The sequence below is a fragment of the Nocardia sp. NPDC006044 genome, from assembly GCF_042871115.1.
Classification (GTDB): Bacteria; Actinomycetota; Actinomycetes; order Mycobacteriales; family Mycobacteriaceae; genus Nocardia.
Window position 1 is genome coordinate 2,459,669 of record NZ_JBIAID010000001.1, and the last position, 17,022, is coordinate 2,476,690.

A 17,022-nucleotide genomic window follows, 5' to 3' on the forward strand; every position below is an offset into this window, starting at 1 on the left:
AGCCGTGTCATCGTCGTTGTCGAGTTCCGCGGCGGCACCGCCGGGTTCGTCATGGCGACACCGGCTCCGCGCCGAGGGTGTCGGTGTGGCCCATTCGTTCGGTGATCCATTCGGCGAGCGCGGTCGGTGTGGGGCGCACCCAGACGACGCCGGGATCGAGCACGATGCCGAGGCTGCGGCCGAGTTGGTTCTGTAGCTGGACCGCGCCGAGCGAGTCCATGCCGAGGATGACCAGGCTGGTAGAGCCGGTGATGTGGCGCGCGGTGCCGCCCAGGACCTGCCGGACGCAGTCGATGATGTGACGTTCGAGGATGCCGCGGCGTTGGTGTTCACTGGTGGCGGACAGTAGTTCGGCTACCACGGGGCTGATGTCGTCCTCGCCTGCGGTGACGACGACATCGTCGAAGAGGGTGTTGGCCGCCGCGTGCGGATAAGGTTCCAGCCAGCGGTCGAGATCGACAGGGGCATAAGCGATCTGGCCGTATCCAGCGATCACGGTGCGTTCCAGCGCGTCGGTGCCGTCGGCCGGACTGATCAGGCCCAGACCGCGCTCGGCCATGTGCTGGCCGCGTCCGATATCGCTCCAGGCACCCCACTGGATGGCGCTCGCCGGAAGACCCTGGGCGCGACGCCATTCGGTGAACTCGTCCAGCCAGGTGTTGGCCGCGGCGTAAGCGGCCTGCCCTGGAGAGCCCAGCAGTGCCGCGCACGAGGAGTAGTTGACCCAGAAGTCCACCTGCCGGCCGTGGCGTTGCAGGGCTTCGTGCAGTGCCCAGGCACCGTTGACTTTGCCGCGCCACACCCGGGCGATCAACGCGGGGGTGAGCGTGGTGAGGGTGGCGTCATCGACTACCCCCGCCGAGTGGATGATGCCGCGCAGGGGGTACCCGCCCGTGGCGGTGACGGCATGCTCGGCGGTGCGTGCCTCGCCGAGATCGCCGACGACGACCGACACGCCGGTGCCACCGTCGCGGATGCCGTCCAGGACCGTTTGGACCTCGTCGGAGGGTGCGTTCCAGCCACAGATCACTACGTGTCCGGCATGGCGGGCGGCCAGCCACCGGGCCGCGGTCAGCCCGAGTGCGCCGACGCCGCCGGTGACCAGGTAGGCGCCGTCGGGACGTACCGGGGTGTCGTGCGCCCACGACGGGCAGGAAGCGGGTAAGCCCAAGCGCAATCGGGCCAGCCGGCGTTCGCCGTGCCGCCACGCGATCTCCGTGGGTGCGTCGGCGGCGGCGCGCAGGTCGTGCGCGAGTTCGGCGGCGTCGACGCTACCGTCGGTACGCACCATGCTGGGAGCCGACTGCGGGCATTCGTAGACCGCACTGCGCACCAGTCCCGATAACCCAGCGGTGGCCGGTGACGGGCGATCCCCGGTGGTGCGCAGCGCGACCCACAGTCGTGGCGGACGGGGCAGCGCGGCGAGTGTGGCCAGTACCGCGGCTACGCGGGTGACGTGCGCGCGAGCTCTGCTCGGCGGTGACTCGACGAGTTCCGGGCCTGGGTCGGCCACCGCGATCACGACGCCGTCGAGGTTGTGCGCCGATCCTTCGGCGTCGTCGAGTCGTAGCTCGGCGCTACACCGATCGGCGAAGGTGTCGTGATCAGCGAGCGGGTGAGTGAGCATCCGGGCGTCTGTGCCCAGGGCCTGGGCCAGGGCCGGGCCCCAGTCGGTATCCGGTTCGGTAATGACCAGCCAGCGAGTCCGCGTCGCGGTATCGCCGGTGTCGGGTGGGCGTGGAACCGGTTCCCACGTCTGGTGAGCGACCCGTTGCTGGAAGCGTTGCTCGGGTGAGGTGATGTTCACCAGTCGCAGTTCGTCGATCTCGGCGGTGACCGAGCCGGTCATGGTGGTCAGCACCGCGTTCGCGGTGAATTCCAGACGGTTGCTCGCGATCATCGTGACGTGGGCGAGCCGAGTGTGGCCGATCCGGCCGCGGACGCGGATGTCGCCGATCCCCGCGACCATCACCGGCCCGGGTTCGGTGTCGTGGCGTAGCAGCCAGATCGCTGCCGCGGTCTGCACTACCGCGTCGATCAACGCCGGGTGGGCCGTCATCGTCCAGGCAGACACGCGCGCCGTATCGGGGATACGGATCGTGCCGATCGCGCGGGTGTTATCCGCATGCAGCCGCAGGCGTTCGGTGGCGGCGAAGGCTGCGCCGTGTTGCACGCCGTGGCGTTGTTCGAATCGCCGATACAATTCCGCCGGCACCGCGTCCTGCCAGCTCGGGTCGTCCTCGTCCGAGGTGGCGATCACGGCTTCGGGTTCGGTGCGGAGCATGCGTACGGCGCCGCGGGCATGCGCTACCGAACCACGCTCGGTCACGGCCAGCACGGTCACCTCGTGCTCGCGTTCACCGGCGCTCGGTGTGAGACGAGTCGTGACCGTCGGTTCCGGGGCGAGCACCAGCGGTCGGTCCAGGGTCAGGCCGGCGAGCGCGACGTTGTGGGTGCCGAAGACGCGGGTGGCGGCGGTGAGCATCATGTCGGCGATCGCTGTGCCCGACAACACCGGAACCCCGGCGATTCGGTGATCGGCCAACCACGGCACCCGGGCCGGACTGATCGGTGTCTGAAATAGATGCCGCCCCGGGGTGTCCGGGTCGTGCACGTACCCGCCCAGCAGCGGATGCTGATCAGCCCCGACCAGACCCGGTGCGACGAGCTGGTATGGCTGGTCGGTGCCGCCGTGGCGGATCCGTCGCCACGTCGTTGGCGGCAGCTCCGCCAGCGCGCCGTCGCCATAGCGGCACGACCAGTCGATCTCCGCGCCGGCGCAATGAGCGCTCAGCAGGTGGGTCAGGAAGGCATGACGGTCCGGGGTGTTGCGGCGCAGGGTGCCGAGCGCGACAGCGTCCGCGATGCCGAGGTCGCCGGAGGTGTCGATGATCGCGCCGACCGCGAGGGGATGCGGTGAGCTTTCGATCAGCAGACGATGCCCCGCCGCCACGGCGGCCGCACAGGCGGCGGCGAACCGGACGGGGCGGCGCAGATTGTCCACCCAGTACCGGGCGTCGAGCAGGCCCGGCTCGCGGGCATCGTCGGTGACTGTGGAGTAGAAGGGCAACCGCGGCGGCTGCGGGTTGAGCTCGGCCAGGGCCGTGCGCAATTGATCGAGGATGGGGTCGACATGTGCGGAATGCGACGCGACGTCGACATCGATCGTCCTGGTCGGCACGCCTCGGCCGCTCCACTCCTGTACCAGATCGGCGATCTGCGCCGGGTCACCGGAAACCACCGTCGAATTCGGCGCCGCGAGCACCGCGACCGACACCCGATCCGCCCGGGCGCGATCGAGATCGGCGGCGATCTCGGCGGCGCCCAGCAGAACCGAGACCATGGCGCCACCGGCGATCGTGTCCATCAACGCCGATCGCCGGCAGATCACCGCGACGGCATCGGCGGGTTCGAGCGCTCCGGCCACGACGGCCGCGGCCACCTCACCCATCGAATGCCCGATGACACCGGCGGGCCGTACTCCCCAGGAGCGCCACAGCTCGGTCAACGCGAGCTGAACCGCGAACAAGGTGGGCTGTATCCGCGTGATCCCGCGCAACCGCACCGGCTCACGCAGCATCTCGTACACGGAGAAGCCGCTCTCGGCCTGCACCAGTGGTTCGAGTTCCTCGATCGTTCGGCGAAAGGCGGGTTCGGTGTCGAGTAGGCCTTGGCACATGCCCGGCCATTGGGAGCCCTGCCCGGTATAGACGAACACCGGACCGGCGTGCCCATCGGGCAGCCGCACCGTATCCGACACCACGGCCTCGCTGTCGTACCCGCCGGCCAGAGCCCGCGCGGCCTGGATCGCCTCGGCCCGATCCGCGGCGATCAGCCCGGCGCGGTGGGCCGCGTGCCAGCGGCGGGTGTTCAGTGTGTGCGCGAGGTCGGTCAGCGGCGTCGCCTTACCCTCGATATCGTTGCCGAGCCAGTCGGCCAGCCCGATCGCGTTGCGCGCCAGGGTTTCCGAAGAACCCGCTGACAGCAGGTACACCTCGGGGGCTGGGTTCGGCGCGGGCCCGGGAGTGCGCGCCGCCGGCCGCCACGACGAACCGTTGCGCGTCGGTGCCTGCTCGAGTACGAGGTGAGCGTTGGTGCCGACCAGCCCGTAGGAGGACACCGCCGCCAAACGGGTCCGGTCCGCTACCGGCCACTCCCGCAGCTCGGTGGGCACGAACAACCGGGAATTCGCGCGTCGGGTGATCTGCCGGTTCCACGTCCGGAAATTGAGGTTCGGCGGAATCACCCCGTGGCGCAACGCTTGTACGGCCTTGATCGTGCCCGCGATACCCGAAACCGGTTCGGTGTGACCGATATTGGTTTTGACCGAACCCAATGCGCAAGCACCACTACCGATTCCGTAGACCGCGTCCAGTGACTCGAATTCCACCGGGTCGCCCACCGCGGTACCCGGGCCGTGGGTCTCCACCAGGCCTACCGCACCGGGATCGATGTCCGCGCGCGCCACCACCTGTCGGAACAGCTGCTGCTGCAACACCGTTGACGGTGCGGTCAGGCGGCCGGATCGACCGTCGTTGTTCGTGCCGGATCCCCGGATCACCGCCAGCACACGATCACCATCACGACGCGCGTCGGCCAACCGCTTCAGCACCAGCACCCCCGCGCCCTCGCCGCGCACGTAGCCGTCGGCCCGGTCGTCGAACGCGTGGCAGTGGCCCCGCCGGGACAACAGATACGGTGCCTCCAGATGGTGGGTCTCCGGTGAGATCATCAGCATCACCGCACCGGCCAGCGCGAGTTCGCAGTCACCAGCGGTGAGCTGGGTGCACGCCACATCCACGGCGACCAAACCGGACGAACAATGCGTCCCGACCACCATCACCGGGCCACGAAGATCCAGACCGAACGCGACGCGGCCGGCGGCGCCGGCGTGGAAATTGCCGAACAGATACAGCGAATCCAGCGCCTCCTGAACCGGTCTGGCCTCGCGCCAGATATTGTCCGGGGAGTACACCCCCATGTAGACGCCCGTACGTGACCCCCGAACCCGGTCGATCGGGAGCCCTGCGTGCTCGACTGCCTCCCAGGACACCTCCATCAGCATCCGGAACTGTGGATCCACCCACGCCGCCTCCACCGGGGCCACCGAGAACGCCTCCGGATCCCACGACCACGGGTCTCCGTCGACGAAACATCCTATCCCGTAACGATTCACGCCATCGGGATGTTGAAATTCCTTCAACCGCGCGGCATCCCACCTTCCAGCGGGTACCGGCCCGACCGCTTCACGGCCGTTGGCCACCACATCCCACAAACCGGCCGGCGAACTCACCCCGCCCGGCAACCGGCACCCCATGCCGATGATCGCAATAGGATCCTGTGCCGATGCCGACATAATTCGCTACCTCCTGTGATATGCGAGCACGACTCTCGCCTTCACCCGAAACCGCCGATAGCGGTCCGCGCGCCGCAGCTTCGAAGCGTGAAATGGATGGCCGGGGACGCGATCTGGTTAACCGAGCGTTGCGTTCCGTTCAGCGTGCACGCATCATCACTCGCCCCCAAGGAACGGTTCCGCGTGGTGGAACCAGCGCAGGCCGCACCACGCGACCTCGGTGTTTTTTGCAGCACAGCGGATTTCGTCTCGCGAAGCAGTTCGAGGGCGGAAGTCCCACCGCGGCCGACCGGACTGGATGCTCGATACGAGCGCGCGAAGAGGACGCAAGAGCATCCGACGCATTGGTCGGCTCGGTCGACTTCTGGCTGTCTCGGCAGAAGCTGCTCGGTAACGCCGGCAATCGGCGACTCATGCCCAGGCTGAGGCAGGCCATTGTTGCGACACAATCGAGCGTTCCATCGGATGGAACGAACCCGGCTGAGCGGTGCATGCCGGGTAAATCCCTTCGGTCCAGCCCAAGTGGACATTCCGCCTCTATTGCCCGATCTCCAGCGATGTTCCCTGGTGGAGTGCGTAGGCATAGTGTTCCGGACACCAGTGCTAAACCCAGGGAGGCTGACACTGACAACAGCGAGTTGTTGTCAGTGCTGGTATCGGACGTGGATGTTCAGGGCTTCGTAGAGAAGTTGCTTGTCCTCCGGAGTTCCAGCTGTCAGTACGGCTCGGATGTCTCCTGCTGATTCGATCAGCTTGTGCATCTCGGTTTCCGTCAGTCGAATCGGCTTCGGGATTGCGTCAAGTTCGGCCCGTGCTGCGGCCTTCTCGGCCTGTGCCGCGTTCATCGAAGTCACGAAAGCTGCCGGGTCTACGCCTGCTTCGATGGCTGCCAGGTGGCGCTGTAACTTCGTGTCCGCGTCGGTAATTCGGCGACGCAGTAGTAGCAGCGAACGGCGTTGACTTTGAGACATGCTCCGATAGATCCGATCCCGTTCGGATAGCCGAGCAGCAGCTGCACTCTGGACCAGCCGAAGGGTTGAGAGCCAGCTGCCGGAAAGCGGTTTTGTCGGCACTCAGGCCAGATACCTTGGCAGCAGGATCGTCCGGCGAGGCAGTTTCGCTCCTTCGTTTCGACATTGTGCTCTAGGAGACCGGCCAATTCCGGTCCAGTGAGGGTCCCAAGGAACGCAAACGGTTTCTTGCTGTTTAGCGAGTCGTCTCCCCTGGCTCTGCCGCATAGTGCACACGCCGGGGGCGTGAGAAGGGGGTTGTGGGCAAGCGGGAAGCCAGCCCGGTATGCGCAGACAAGACAACCACCCACGGGGCGACCTACTGCTGTGGCTGACGTTTCAAGGTAGCGAACAGATTGTCGGCTGTCAGATTGAGATCGTCTGCGAGCTGCGGAAGCACACTGGGTGTGACAATTCTAATGACGGTGCTGGGTGGATGGTCTGGCGATAGGCGGTACTTCCACACAACGGTTCCGCGATCGATCTCCTGCAAACCGATAGACCCATCGTCCTTCAGTTGGCACTGCAACAAGGGAGCGTCGATCACAAGAACTGGCACTATTACTGAGTGGTTTCGGTCTCCGAAGAATGAGGCTTCTGATGACAATGATTTTTGGATCCCGGCCGCCGCTTTGCCGACCGACATCATTGCGCCGAAGGCGAAATCTTCGTTGTTGCGGTTAAGGGCGCGTGCCACGGCGTATCCGAAGGGCGCATAACCCTGGAGCAGAGGAATGGGAAGCTTGGACTGTGTGCTACTACGCGTCGCACGTGCTAGCCACCTCCGATCGTCCGGCGCGCAAAGGCGCTGCGTCCTGAGATTTCTCTGCGTCCAGGGGCTGACGGTATCGGTGAACAGGACCCACGGGTTTCTCCGAGATGTCTTGCACTCAAGCGCAAGCCAGATATCGAGAGTGGGGCCATCCTCTTCCTCACGCGACGCGCGAGCATACACGTCGGTCTCTCGCAGCTGTCCAGACTCGGCGTCCTCGTAGTGGCCTAGGCTGGCCCAGATGTTCTTAGACTGGAGCTCTCTGGCTGTGCGCATTTCAAGTGGATAGCCCTGTTGCTGTAACCACTTAGCGACCTTCGACGTCAGATCTTGCTCTGCCTCGTCCTCCTGCTCCTCCAATGACCTGTCTCCTGACTTGATGCGGTGAACGGTAGCCCTCGGCCTCTCTCGAAGCATATGGAGGTAGCGCGTATATCGCCGGTGCTTCACCCGCTTTTCGGGATTCGTGAGACGACCGTTTACAGATAAAATGTCGTTGTACAATGTGGCTTCAGACGCTGAACAGTCAGGCTGCCACCAGTCGCAGGCAACTCAACGCTGGCCCTGTACCCGATGGATGACTGCGTGGCGCATTACAGCCGGGCCCGACCTGCCAGCGAGACGCCGGACTGGCTGAAGTTGTGGTCCTCGACGGGGCGTAGCACCGCCCCGAATCGCAGCAGAGCGCATTCAGCCACGATCGGTCCGGGGTGTCGGTGACCAGCACGCCAGGCACTCTGAGATCGGTCGCGGCGGCGAAGGCGTGTGGCCCCGCGGCGGCCAGCCAGATCGGCACCTCGATCAGGCAGGGCGGGCCGAAGCCGGCAATTGCCGCATCTGGCAAGGTTTTCCGTCGACGTCGATCACCTGGCCCGCCAGCAAACGAGCGCACCTGACGAACTTCCTCGACGAGATCGACGACGCGAACCGCCCGCTGGCCGAGTACCCGGCGCGCGGTACGGCCGGTACCGAAGGTCACTGTCAGTCGACCCGGCGCGAGTCCGGTGACCGACGAGGCTGCGGCCGCGGCCACCATTGGATGACGTAGGCCCGCGACGGCGACCCCGGCTCCGAGCCCGATGCGTTGGGTCGATGCCGCGGCTCTAGCGAGCCCGATCCACAGATCGGTATGCAGCGCGGGTGATTCGAACACCCGCAACCGGTGGTAGCCGAGTTGCTCGGCGAGGCGGGCATGATCGATGATCGCCGCCGTGCGCGCAGGGCACACGACAACGCATCACCCTGCCGTTTCGCTGCCTGCCACAGTGCCAGCGTCGCGCCACCGGGCTCATCGATGACGACTACCGATCCCGGCCGTAGATCGGTGCGCGGCTTGACGATTCGCGCTCCCAGCACGACCGCTTGCTTGGCCGCCGCATCCATGTCGAGCTCCGCAACGTACGGAATCCATTGCAGGTCACGTGAATCGCCGGGAGCGAGCGGTGTGAACCCGCCCCCGGACACCACCCTCATCACCCCACAGTGGCCGGCCGGGGGATCGGTGACCGGCCAGTCGAACATTTGCGTGTAGAACCGGCGCGAGGTGCTGGCGCGCGACGGGCTCGCTGCCTGCACTGCGCGTGCCGTCACCGACGCGTGTCGTCTTTAGAGCGGGATCCGGCGTTGGCGGGTGTCACGCGCGTGTCCGGCGTTGGTGTGCTGACGGCCTGCGTGGGGTTGGTGCGTGGCAACGGACCAACTCAAATAAAGAAGATTTTGGGATTGCCATGCAATTCGAATATGTCTACTATTCGAGAATAGTGAGCTTCAACACCGACAAGGGAGTCGAGCATGCCCGAGACGTACGGATCCGCCGGGGATTGCGGGAGGTCGGCATGGGTGCAGTGACCGTGGTGACGGGAGCGGGCAGCGGCATCGGCCGGGCGACCGCCGAGCGGCTCGCGCGGCGTGGCTCGACGGTGATCGTGGCCGATATCAACGAGACGACCGGTGAGGAGAGCGTCGATCTCATTCGCGCGAAGGGCGGGAAGGCGGTGTTCCGCCGTCTCGATGTCGCCGATGTGGAGGACTGGGAGCGGTTTGTCACGTGGGTGTGTGCGGACTTCGGCATCCCAGATGTCGTGGTGAACAACGCCGGCATTCTGATCAGCGGCGGGTTCCTCGAGCAGTCCGGTCACGACTGGCGGCGGATGATCCAGATCAACATGATGAGCCCGCTTGTCGGCTCTCGGTTGTTCGTCGAGCGGATGGTCGACGCGGGCCGCAAGGGACACATCGTGAACGTCGCTTCGGTGGGTGCGTTCCTGCCGACGGCTGTCGCGCCCTCGTATGTCACGGCCAAGGCGGGGGTGTGGTTCGGCACGCAGGCGCTACGCGCGGAATTCGGCGGCAAGGGGATCGGGGTCAGCGCGATATGCCCTGGTTTGATCCGTACCAGCTTGGCGGCCAACGGTTCTCGTGCCGGCGTCGATGAGGGCGTCAGCGCGGACTGGGCGGCCAGGCTCGCGGCGGGACATCGCTATATCGGCCGCTCGCCGGATCGGGTGGCGGCCGCGGTGGAGCGGGCCGTCCGATGGAATCTGTCGACGGTTCCCGTCGGGGTCGAGGCGTGGGCGGGATGGTATGGCTACCGTTTGTCGCCGTCGCTGGTGCGCGGGCTGTCCGGGCTGGTGAACATGTCGGTGGCCGACTTCGGCGCGACCGTTTCCGGCAAGGTGTTCGGGGGTGCGCGATGAAGACGGCGATCATCACCGGCTCCGGGGCGGGAATCGGGCGGGAAACGGCGAAGGTGTTCGCGGGCAAGGGATATCGCGTGATCGTCGCCGACATCGACGAGCCGGCCGCCGCGGAGACCGTGGCCGAGATCAAAGCCGCTGACGGGCACGCGGTGCCGTACCGGCTCGATGTGAGCAGCGAATCGGAGTGGGACGACTTCGGGCGGTGGGTGCGCGCGGAGTTCGGACCGGCCGATGTCCTGGTCAACAACGCCGGAGTGATGGATCTCGGCGGTTTCGTCGAGACCACGATTCCGCAATGGCAGCGGATGGTCGACATCGACCTGATGAGCGTCGTCTACGGCTCGAAGGTCTTCGCCGAGCAGATGATCGCCGGCGGCGTCCGCGGTCACATCGTCAACATCTCGTCGGCTGCGGCCTTCGTGCCGATGGAACTCGAACCCGCCTATGGAGTCGCCAAAGCCGCTGTGCTGATGGCCACGCAGTCGCTGCGGATCGAACTGAGCCGCCACGGCATCGGCGTCACCGCCATCTGCCCGGGCATCATCGGCACCAATCTGCTGGCCCACGGTGAGCGCAACGGCATCACCGACGAACAACAGACTCAATGGCGCGAGCAGATGAGCAAGGTGCAAACCGGCTTCGCCTACGCCGGACCGGACAAAGTGGCCCGAATCATCGAGCGTTCGGTGCGCCGCAATTGGGCTGTCGTACCGGTCAATCCGGAGGCGTGGTTCGGATACGCCGTCTTCCGGCTCTCGCCTGCTCTGGTGCGCGGGGTGCTGTCCATCGCCTCGTTCGATCGTGCCGAGCAGCTGCTGACGCTGGCCCGTCCCCTGATCAACCGCCTCGCTCAGTGAAAGGCGATCCCATGACCTATCAGATCGACCACGAAGTCCTCATCATCGGCGCGGGTTTCGGCGGCATCGGCGCCGGCGTCGAATTGCGCAAGGCAGGCATCGACGACTTCCTCATCATCGACAAGAACGACGGTATCGGCGGCACCTGGCATGCCAACACCTATCCCGGTGTGGCCGTGGATATTCCGTCGATCTACTACAGCTTTTCCTATGCACCGCCCAAGACCTGGACCCGGATGTTCGCCCCGGGCGCGGAGGTCAAGAAGTACGCCGAGCAAGTCGTCGACAACTACGACCTGCGGTCCCGGATCCGGCTGAACACCGCGGTCTCCGGCGCGGAATGGGACGAGTCCGAGCACGTGTGGCGAGTCCAGCTGGCTTCGGGACAGACGCTGGTCGCCCGCTATGTGATCGGCGCGATCGGTGCGCTGGAGGTGCCGCAGCTGCCCGACATCGCCGGATTCGATTCCTACACCGGCAAAATCGTGCACACCTCGCGCTGGGACCACGATTTCGACTACCGCGGAAAACGCATAGCGGTGATCGGCACCGGCGCGACGGCGTTGCAGCTCATCCCCGAATTGGCCGATGTCGCAGGACATTTGACGGTGTTCCAGCGGACCCCGATCTGGGTGGCCCCCAAGCCCGATTTCGCGATCCCGCGACCGGTGAGCGCGGCCCTGCTCAAGCTGCCGATGATCCGCCGCCCGATCCGGGCCGCGCTCACCGTCGCCATCGATTTCGGGATCACCGGCATCGGAGTGTTCCACGAGCGCGTGCCGTTCCTGGCGGAGGCACTCGAACGCGGCGGCGCGATGGGCTACCGGGCTTGGCTGCGCGGCAATCCCGAACTGGCACAGCAACTCACACCCGACTACGCGCCGGGGTGCAAGCGGCCGTCGGTGTCCAACCGGTACCTCAAGACCTTCACCGAGCCGCACGTAACGCTCATCACCGACCCGATCGAGCGCATCACCGACAACGGCGTCGTGACTGCCGACGGCACGCACCATGAGATCGATGTCCTGGTGTGCGCCACCGGGTTCAAGGTCATGGCCAAGGGCGGCACACCACCGTTCCCTATGCGTGGAGTCGGCGGGCTGGACCTCAACGAGTTCTGGGACGAGAACCATTTCCAGGCCTACCAGGGCGTCTCGGTCCCGCAATTCCCCAACAGCTTCCTCATCACCGGCCCCTACGGATTCGCGGCGGGCTCCTATATCGCGATGATCGAGTGCACCAGTCGGCATGCGGCCCGCGCGATCACGGAATCGAGGCGCCGGGGCGCCACCCGGATCGAGATCAAACAAGACGCACACGACGCGTACTACCGCAAATACCGGCGCCGCGCGCAGCAGACGATGTGGCTGTCCTCGGCGTGCGAGGGCTCCAACACCTATTACGTCAATTACCAGGGTGACGCGGCCGCGATCCGCCCGAGCACTCATCTGGAGATGTGGTGGGGCAACAAGCATTTCCCGTTCGATCACTACCGGTACGCGACCCGGGTCGCGGTGTCGAACCGTGAACTGACCGGGGCAGGGAAGGCGCTGTCATGAAAATCAACGGCTTGCGACCAGAATTGGTTGTCGTCACCGGCGCGGGCAGCGGCATCGGGCGCGCGATCGCGATCCGTTTCGCCGATCGTGGTGCGCACGTGGTTGTTTCGGACATCGATCTGCACACCGCCGGCCAGACCGTGGAACTCATCCGGGGACGAGGACGCCGGGCGAGTTCCGCTCTGCTCGACGTCACCGACGCCGCGGCCTGGGAGCGGTTCGCCGAACAGGTCCGCGCGGAGTACGGGATCACCGACGTCTTGGTCAACAACGCGGGTTTCGTTCTGGCGGGTGCGTTCCTGGACACGACCGCCGAATCGTGGGAGCGCCAGCTCGGTCCGAACCTGCTGGGTGTGGTGCACGGCAGCCGGATTTTCGGACGGCAGATGGCCGAGCGCGGGCGCGGGCACATCGTCAACATCGCTTCGGCTGCCTCCTACACCCCGGTCCCGGGCACCTCCGCCTACAACGTGGCCAAAGCCGGCGTGCGGATGCTCACCGACTGTCTGCGTGTGGAACTCGGCCCCAAGGGCGTCAGCGCGAGCTCCATCTGTCCCGGCCTGATCAACACCAACCTGGGACAGCACGCCGAGACCGTGGGCGTAAATCCCGACCTGTTCCAGCGCGGGGTCGGCGTCGTCGGCCAGATCCAGGCATTCGCGGAGAAGCTGCCGGTCTCGCCGATGAGCCCAGACCTGGTCGCGCGCGCGGCCGTGCGCGCGGTCCGTTTCGACCTGGATGTGGTGCCGGTGCGTACCGAAGCATGGCTGACATACGCGCTGTATCGGCTCGCGCCGTCGCTCACTCGCGGTGTGCTGCGCAACTTCCCGGTCGAGCGCCTGGAGACCGCGGGCGAACGCGTGCTCGGACTGCTGGATCGCGTCACCGGCTCCGGCACTGCTCCTGCCCTCGGCACGGCCGCACTGGTCGACGTCATCGATCACCAGACTCAGGAGGCGATCAGCCTTGACCGCTGAGACCGTTCAGCCGCAGTACGAGGTCGCCGTCATCGGCGCGGGCCCGGCGGGCATCGCCGCCGGGGTCAAACTCCGAGCCGCCGGCATCGACGACTTCCTGATCCTCGAGCGGGCCGACGACGTCGGCGGCAGCTGGCACGAGAATCACTACCCCGGCCTCGGCGTCGATGTGCCTGGGCTGGCCTATCAGTACTCCTTCGCGCGCAACCCGCGGTGGAGCCGGATCTTTCCCAGGGGTGCGGAGGTCAAGCAGTATCACGTCGATGTGGCGCGGCGCTTCGAGTTGTATCCGCGGATCCGGTTCAACATCAACGTCGAACGCGAGGTATGGGACGACGACAGGCGCTGCTGGACGTTGCGGCTCGACGACGGCTCCACGGTTACCGCACGGTTTCTGATCAGCGCGGTCGGAGCGTTCGTGCGGCCGAAGGAAGATGTCGGAATCCCGGGAGCGAAGTCGTTCAAGGGCAAGGTGCTGCGCCCCAGTTCCTGGGATGACGCTTACGACCTCGACGGCAAGACCATCGGCATCATCGGCACCGGCGCCAGCGCGGTGCAGATCATTCCCACCATCGCGCCGCAAGTACGACAGCTCACCGTCTTCCAGCGCACTCCGGTATGGTCGCTACCGAAGCCGGACTTCGCAGTCCCGCGAATCATGCAGCGCGCGTTCGCGATTCCCGGGCTGACCAAGACTTTGCACGGTGGCGTGCTGGTCACGATGGACCTGCTGTTCCGTGCGATCGTCGTGCCGCCGCCGACGATTCTGCACCCGGCAATGAACAAGTTCGACGCGTGGTCGATCGCCGGCTACCGGCGCTATATCCGCAGCGTCGTCGCCGACCCGGCCACCGCGGCCAAGCTCACCCCGGACTTCGGGATTCTGGCCAAACGCCCTACCATCTCCAGCGCTTATCTTCGGGCCTACAACCGCGACAACGTCTCTCTGATCACCGAGCCGATCGACAAGATCACCCCCACCGGGGTCAAGACGCGCGACGGCGTGTTGCACAAGCTCGACGCGCTGGTCCTCGCGACCGGCTACGAGGTGTTCTCCGACCCGGAGACCTACCGACCCGGAACCATATTGGGCCGCAACGGCTTCGACCTCGCCAAGTTCTACAACGAGCAGGGGCTGCAAGCCTACGAGAGTGTGTCGGTACCCGGCCTGCCCAACCGCTGGACACTGTGCGGTCCCTACTCGTGGACCGGCTCGGGTTGGCATTCGTTCGTCGAGATGACCGCCGATCACGCCGTCCGTGCCATCACCGAGACCCGCCGACGTGGCGCGCAGGTGTGCGAGATCCGCCAGGACATCGCCGAGGCCTACCACCGGCAGATGTACGCGAAGGGCGAGTCCATGCGCTACTACCTCGCCGACCTGAACGGCCACGTGCCGACCTATTACCGCAACTCGCAGGGCGATACCACCTATCTGCGTCCGGCCGGCTTCTTCGAAGCCAGTCGCGGCAACCGGCGCTTCCCGCTCGATCACTACTGCTACGAGCAGATATCACCCACAGCAGAGCCGGTCGTGGTGCCGGCGTCCACCTCCGTCTGAGGGAGAGGCACGATCATGGCAATTATCTCGACTCTGCGGCGCAAGGTCGCCGCTCCTACTCGGCTGTCGAAAGACACCACGCCGCCAAAAGTGCGGCGCATGCGGTTCCGCTTCGGCGAGCCGATTCCGATGGAGCACCTGTTCGTCGTAGGCAACATTCCACTCAGCCACGGCCTCGCCCTGGGCAACGCGGCGATTCCGCTGGGCGAGGACAGCCTGGTCCGCGCCGCCAAGAAGTTCATGAAAGACATCGACGACCCGGCGCTCAAGAAGCGGGTCGCCGGATTCGTCGGACAAGAAATCGTGCACAGCCAGGAACATGACCGGCTCAACGGCGATCATCTCGTGAATCTGCGCTACCCGATCGCGAATTGGATCATGCAGGCACACATCGAGAGCAAGTTGGGGTACAAGGCGATCGTGTGGGCGGAAGACTTCGTCGGCATCCGGATGCACGCCGCTGTCACCGCCATGCTCGAGCACATCACCGCCACGCTCGGCCGCCGCATGCTGGCGAACCCGGAGCTGTACGCCATGCCGGGTGCGGACCCCGAGGCCCTGAAGTTGCTGACCTGGCACGCGCTCGAGGAACTCGAGCATAAATCGGTGATGTTCGATGCTGCCAGACATCTGGGCGCGTCGGAGATCGCCCGAATCGGCAGCATGGCCGTCGTCGTCACGCTGCTGTATCCGGTACTGGCGCCGCTGTTGCTCTTGTCGATACTGCGGGACCGTGAGGCGTGGCGTCCGGTCATCGCCACCCGGCAAGCTATCGAGATCGTCCGCGGACCGCTGCTCAAAGGTCTGCTCGGCGAGCTGGCCGTCTTCATGCGGCCCGGTTTCCACCCCGATGACATCGATACCGAAGCGCTGGTTCAGGAATGGCAGCTCAAGCTGTTCGGCGCCAACGGTGACCTGGTCGACCGGCTCCGATGACCATCGACACCGCCACCCGCGAGTTCGACATCGTCGTGTTCGGAGCGACCGGCTTCACCGGCGGTTTCATCGCGCGCTATCTCGCCGACCATGCTCCGGCGCAGGTGTCGATCGCACTGGCCGGTCGTGATCTCATCAAGCTCGCCAAGGTCCGGGATGGGCTGCCGCCCAGGGCATCCCGCTGGACGCTGGTGCAGGCCGATGTCGATTCACCGGCCAGCCTGGACGCGATGGCGACACGGACGCGGGTCGTCATCACCAGCGTCGGGCCGTGGATGCGGTACGGGGAGAACCTGGTGGCCGCGGCGGTGAACGCGGGCTGTCACTACCTCGACCTCACCGCGGAGCCGCCATTCGTGCGCTGGTCCATCGACAAGTTCCACGACCAGGCCGTCGCGAACGGCTGCCGCATCGTGCACTCGGCCGGGTTCGATTCCATCCCTTCGGATCTGCCGGTGTATCTGCTGCACAGAACGGTCGCCGCCGACGGTGAGGGCACGCTGACCGACACCACGATGGTCATCCGGAAGTTCGTCATGTGGGCTTCCGGCGGTTCGGTCGACACGGGCCGCGTCCTGGCCGAACATGCCTTCCACAAAGGCGTTCTGCGGTTGCTGCTGGACCGGGATTCGCTCACCGCGAACCCGGGACAGCCACCACCGCGAACCGCTCAGCCATTCGACCTGCGGATCCTCCGGGCCGCCACAGTCTATCCAGCGCTGCGGGGTACGCTCGCACCCTTCGCGGCCGCCTTCTACAACACCCGGGTTGTCCGCAGATCAAACGCATTGCTCGGTGGCGCCTACGGCCCCGGCTTCCGCTACAGCGAAACCCTCGGCGTCACACAGCTCCCGATCGTCTCCACAGTCGCGGCAGGTGCGGTTCTGGCCGGTTATGCCGCCGCGGCCGCCGCGCTGGCGGTGCCACCGATTCGGCGGGTGTTGGGTCTGTTCCTGCCAGAAGCGGGCCACGGACCGTCCGAAACCATCAGGGACAAAGGCGTTCTCGACGTCGAGACGTACACGCGGACCACCACCGGGGCACACTATGTCGCCCACTACCACGCCGACGGCGATCCCGGATACGAGGTCTCCGCACTGATGATCGGCCAGGCCGCACTGGCACTGATCCAAGACGGCGACCGGCTGCCCGAGATCAGCGGCGTCCTCACCACCGCCGCGGCCTTCGGCGACGTCCTGATCGATCGGCTGCGCGCCGCAGGTCTCACCCTCGAGTGCCATCGGCTGCTCTGAACAGCCGAGCACCGGTCCGGTCCACATCAACGACGATGCAGA

Annotated in this window: 11 protein-coding genes; 7 read left to right on the forward strand and 4 right to left on the reverse strand. The window is 66.0% G+C overall.

All coding sequences use genetic code 11. The features are described from left to right. Nucleotides 1-49: 49 nt before the first annotated feature. The 4 genes from ACFYO1_RS11595 to ACFYO1_RS11610 form a co-directional block, all read right to left on the reverse strand. Nucleotides 50-5,356 (reverse strand): SDR family NAD(P)-dependent oxidoreductase, encoded by a 5,307-nt coding sequence (locus ACFYO1_RS11595; RefSeq protein WP_387229578.1) that lies wholly within the window; start codon nt 5,354-5,356, stop codon nt 50-52. Between the two features lie 644 nt (nt 5,357-6,000). Further along, nucleotides 6,001-6,327, reverse strand: a complete 327-nt coding sequence (locus ACFYO1_RS11600; RefSeq protein WP_387229580.1) for a hypothetical protein — start codon at nt 6,325-6,327, stop codon at nt 6,001-6,003. A gap of 358 nt (nt 6,328-6,685) precedes the next feature. Beyond that, nucleotides 6,686-7,498, reverse strand: a complete 813-nt coding sequence (locus ACFYO1_RS11605) for a hypothetical protein (protein WP_387229582.1) — start codon at nt 7,496-7,498, stop codon at nt 6,686-6,688. Nucleotides 7,499-7,664: 166 nt separating this feature from the next. Further along, on the reverse strand, nt 7,665-8,366 hold the full coding sequence (locus tag ACFYO1_RS11610) for an LLM class flavin-dependent oxidoreductase (RefSeq protein ID WP_387229584.1): 702 nt from the start codon (nt 8,364-8,366) through the stop codon (nt 7,665-7,667). 607 nt (nt 8,367-8,973) lie between these two features. Between ACFYO1_RS11610 and ACFYO1_RS11615 the strand changes: the two genes are divergently transcribed. From ACFYO1_RS11615 to ACFYO1_RS11645, 7 genes are read left to right on the forward strand one after another with little or no spacing between them, the layout of a single operon-like run. Continuing rightward, complete coding sequence (locus tag ACFYO1_RS11615) at nt 8,974-9,834, forward strand: SDR family NAD(P)-dependent oxidoreductase (protein ID WP_387229586.1); 861 nt, start codon at nt 8,974-8,976, stop codon at nt 9,832-9,834. Beyond that, a complete protein-coding gene (locus ACFYO1_RS11620) occupies nt 9,831-10,694 on the forward strand; it encodes an SDR family NAD(P)-dependent oxidoreductase (protein ID WP_387229588.1) in 864 nt (287 codons plus the stop codon). The genes ACFYO1_RS11615 and ACFYO1_RS11620 overlap by 4 nt, the downstream gene beginning before the upstream one ends. 11 nt (nt 10,695-10,705) lie before the next feature. Continuing rightward, complete coding sequence (locus ACFYO1_RS11625; RefSeq protein ID WP_387229590.1) at nt 10,706-12,253, forward strand: flavin-containing monooxygenase; 1,548 nt, start codon at nt 10,706-10,708, stop codon at nt 12,251-12,253. Then, nucleotides 12,250-13,230: an SDR family NAD(P)-dependent oxidoreductase gene (locus ACFYO1_RS11630; protein ID WP_387229592.1), complete on the forward strand. Its 981-nt coding sequence runs from the start codon at nt 12,250-12,252 to the stop codon at nt 13,228-13,230. The genes ACFYO1_RS11625 and ACFYO1_RS11630 overlap by 4 nt, the downstream gene beginning before the upstream one ends. Continuing rightward, complete coding sequence (locus tag ACFYO1_RS11635; protein ID WP_387229594.1) at nt 13,220-14,791, forward strand: flavin-containing monooxygenase; 1,572 nt, start codon at nt 13,220-13,222, stop codon at nt 14,789-14,791. The genes ACFYO1_RS11630 and ACFYO1_RS11635 overlap by 11 nt, the downstream gene beginning before the upstream one ends. 15 nt (nt 14,792-14,806) lie before the next feature. Then, nucleotides 14,807-15,727: a metal-dependent hydrolase gene (locus tag ACFYO1_RS11640; RefSeq protein WP_387229595.1), complete on the forward strand. Its 921-nt coding sequence runs from the start codon at nt 14,807-14,809 to the stop codon at nt 15,725-15,727. Then, a complete protein-coding gene (locus ACFYO1_RS11645; RefSeq protein ID WP_387229597.1) occupies nt 15,724-16,980 on the forward strand; it encodes a saccharopine dehydrogenase family protein in 1,257 nt (418 codons plus the stop codon). Before ACFYO1_RS11640 ends, ACFYO1_RS11645 begins: the two co-directional genes overlap by 4 nt. Nucleotides 16,981-17,022 lie beyond the last annotated feature (42 nt).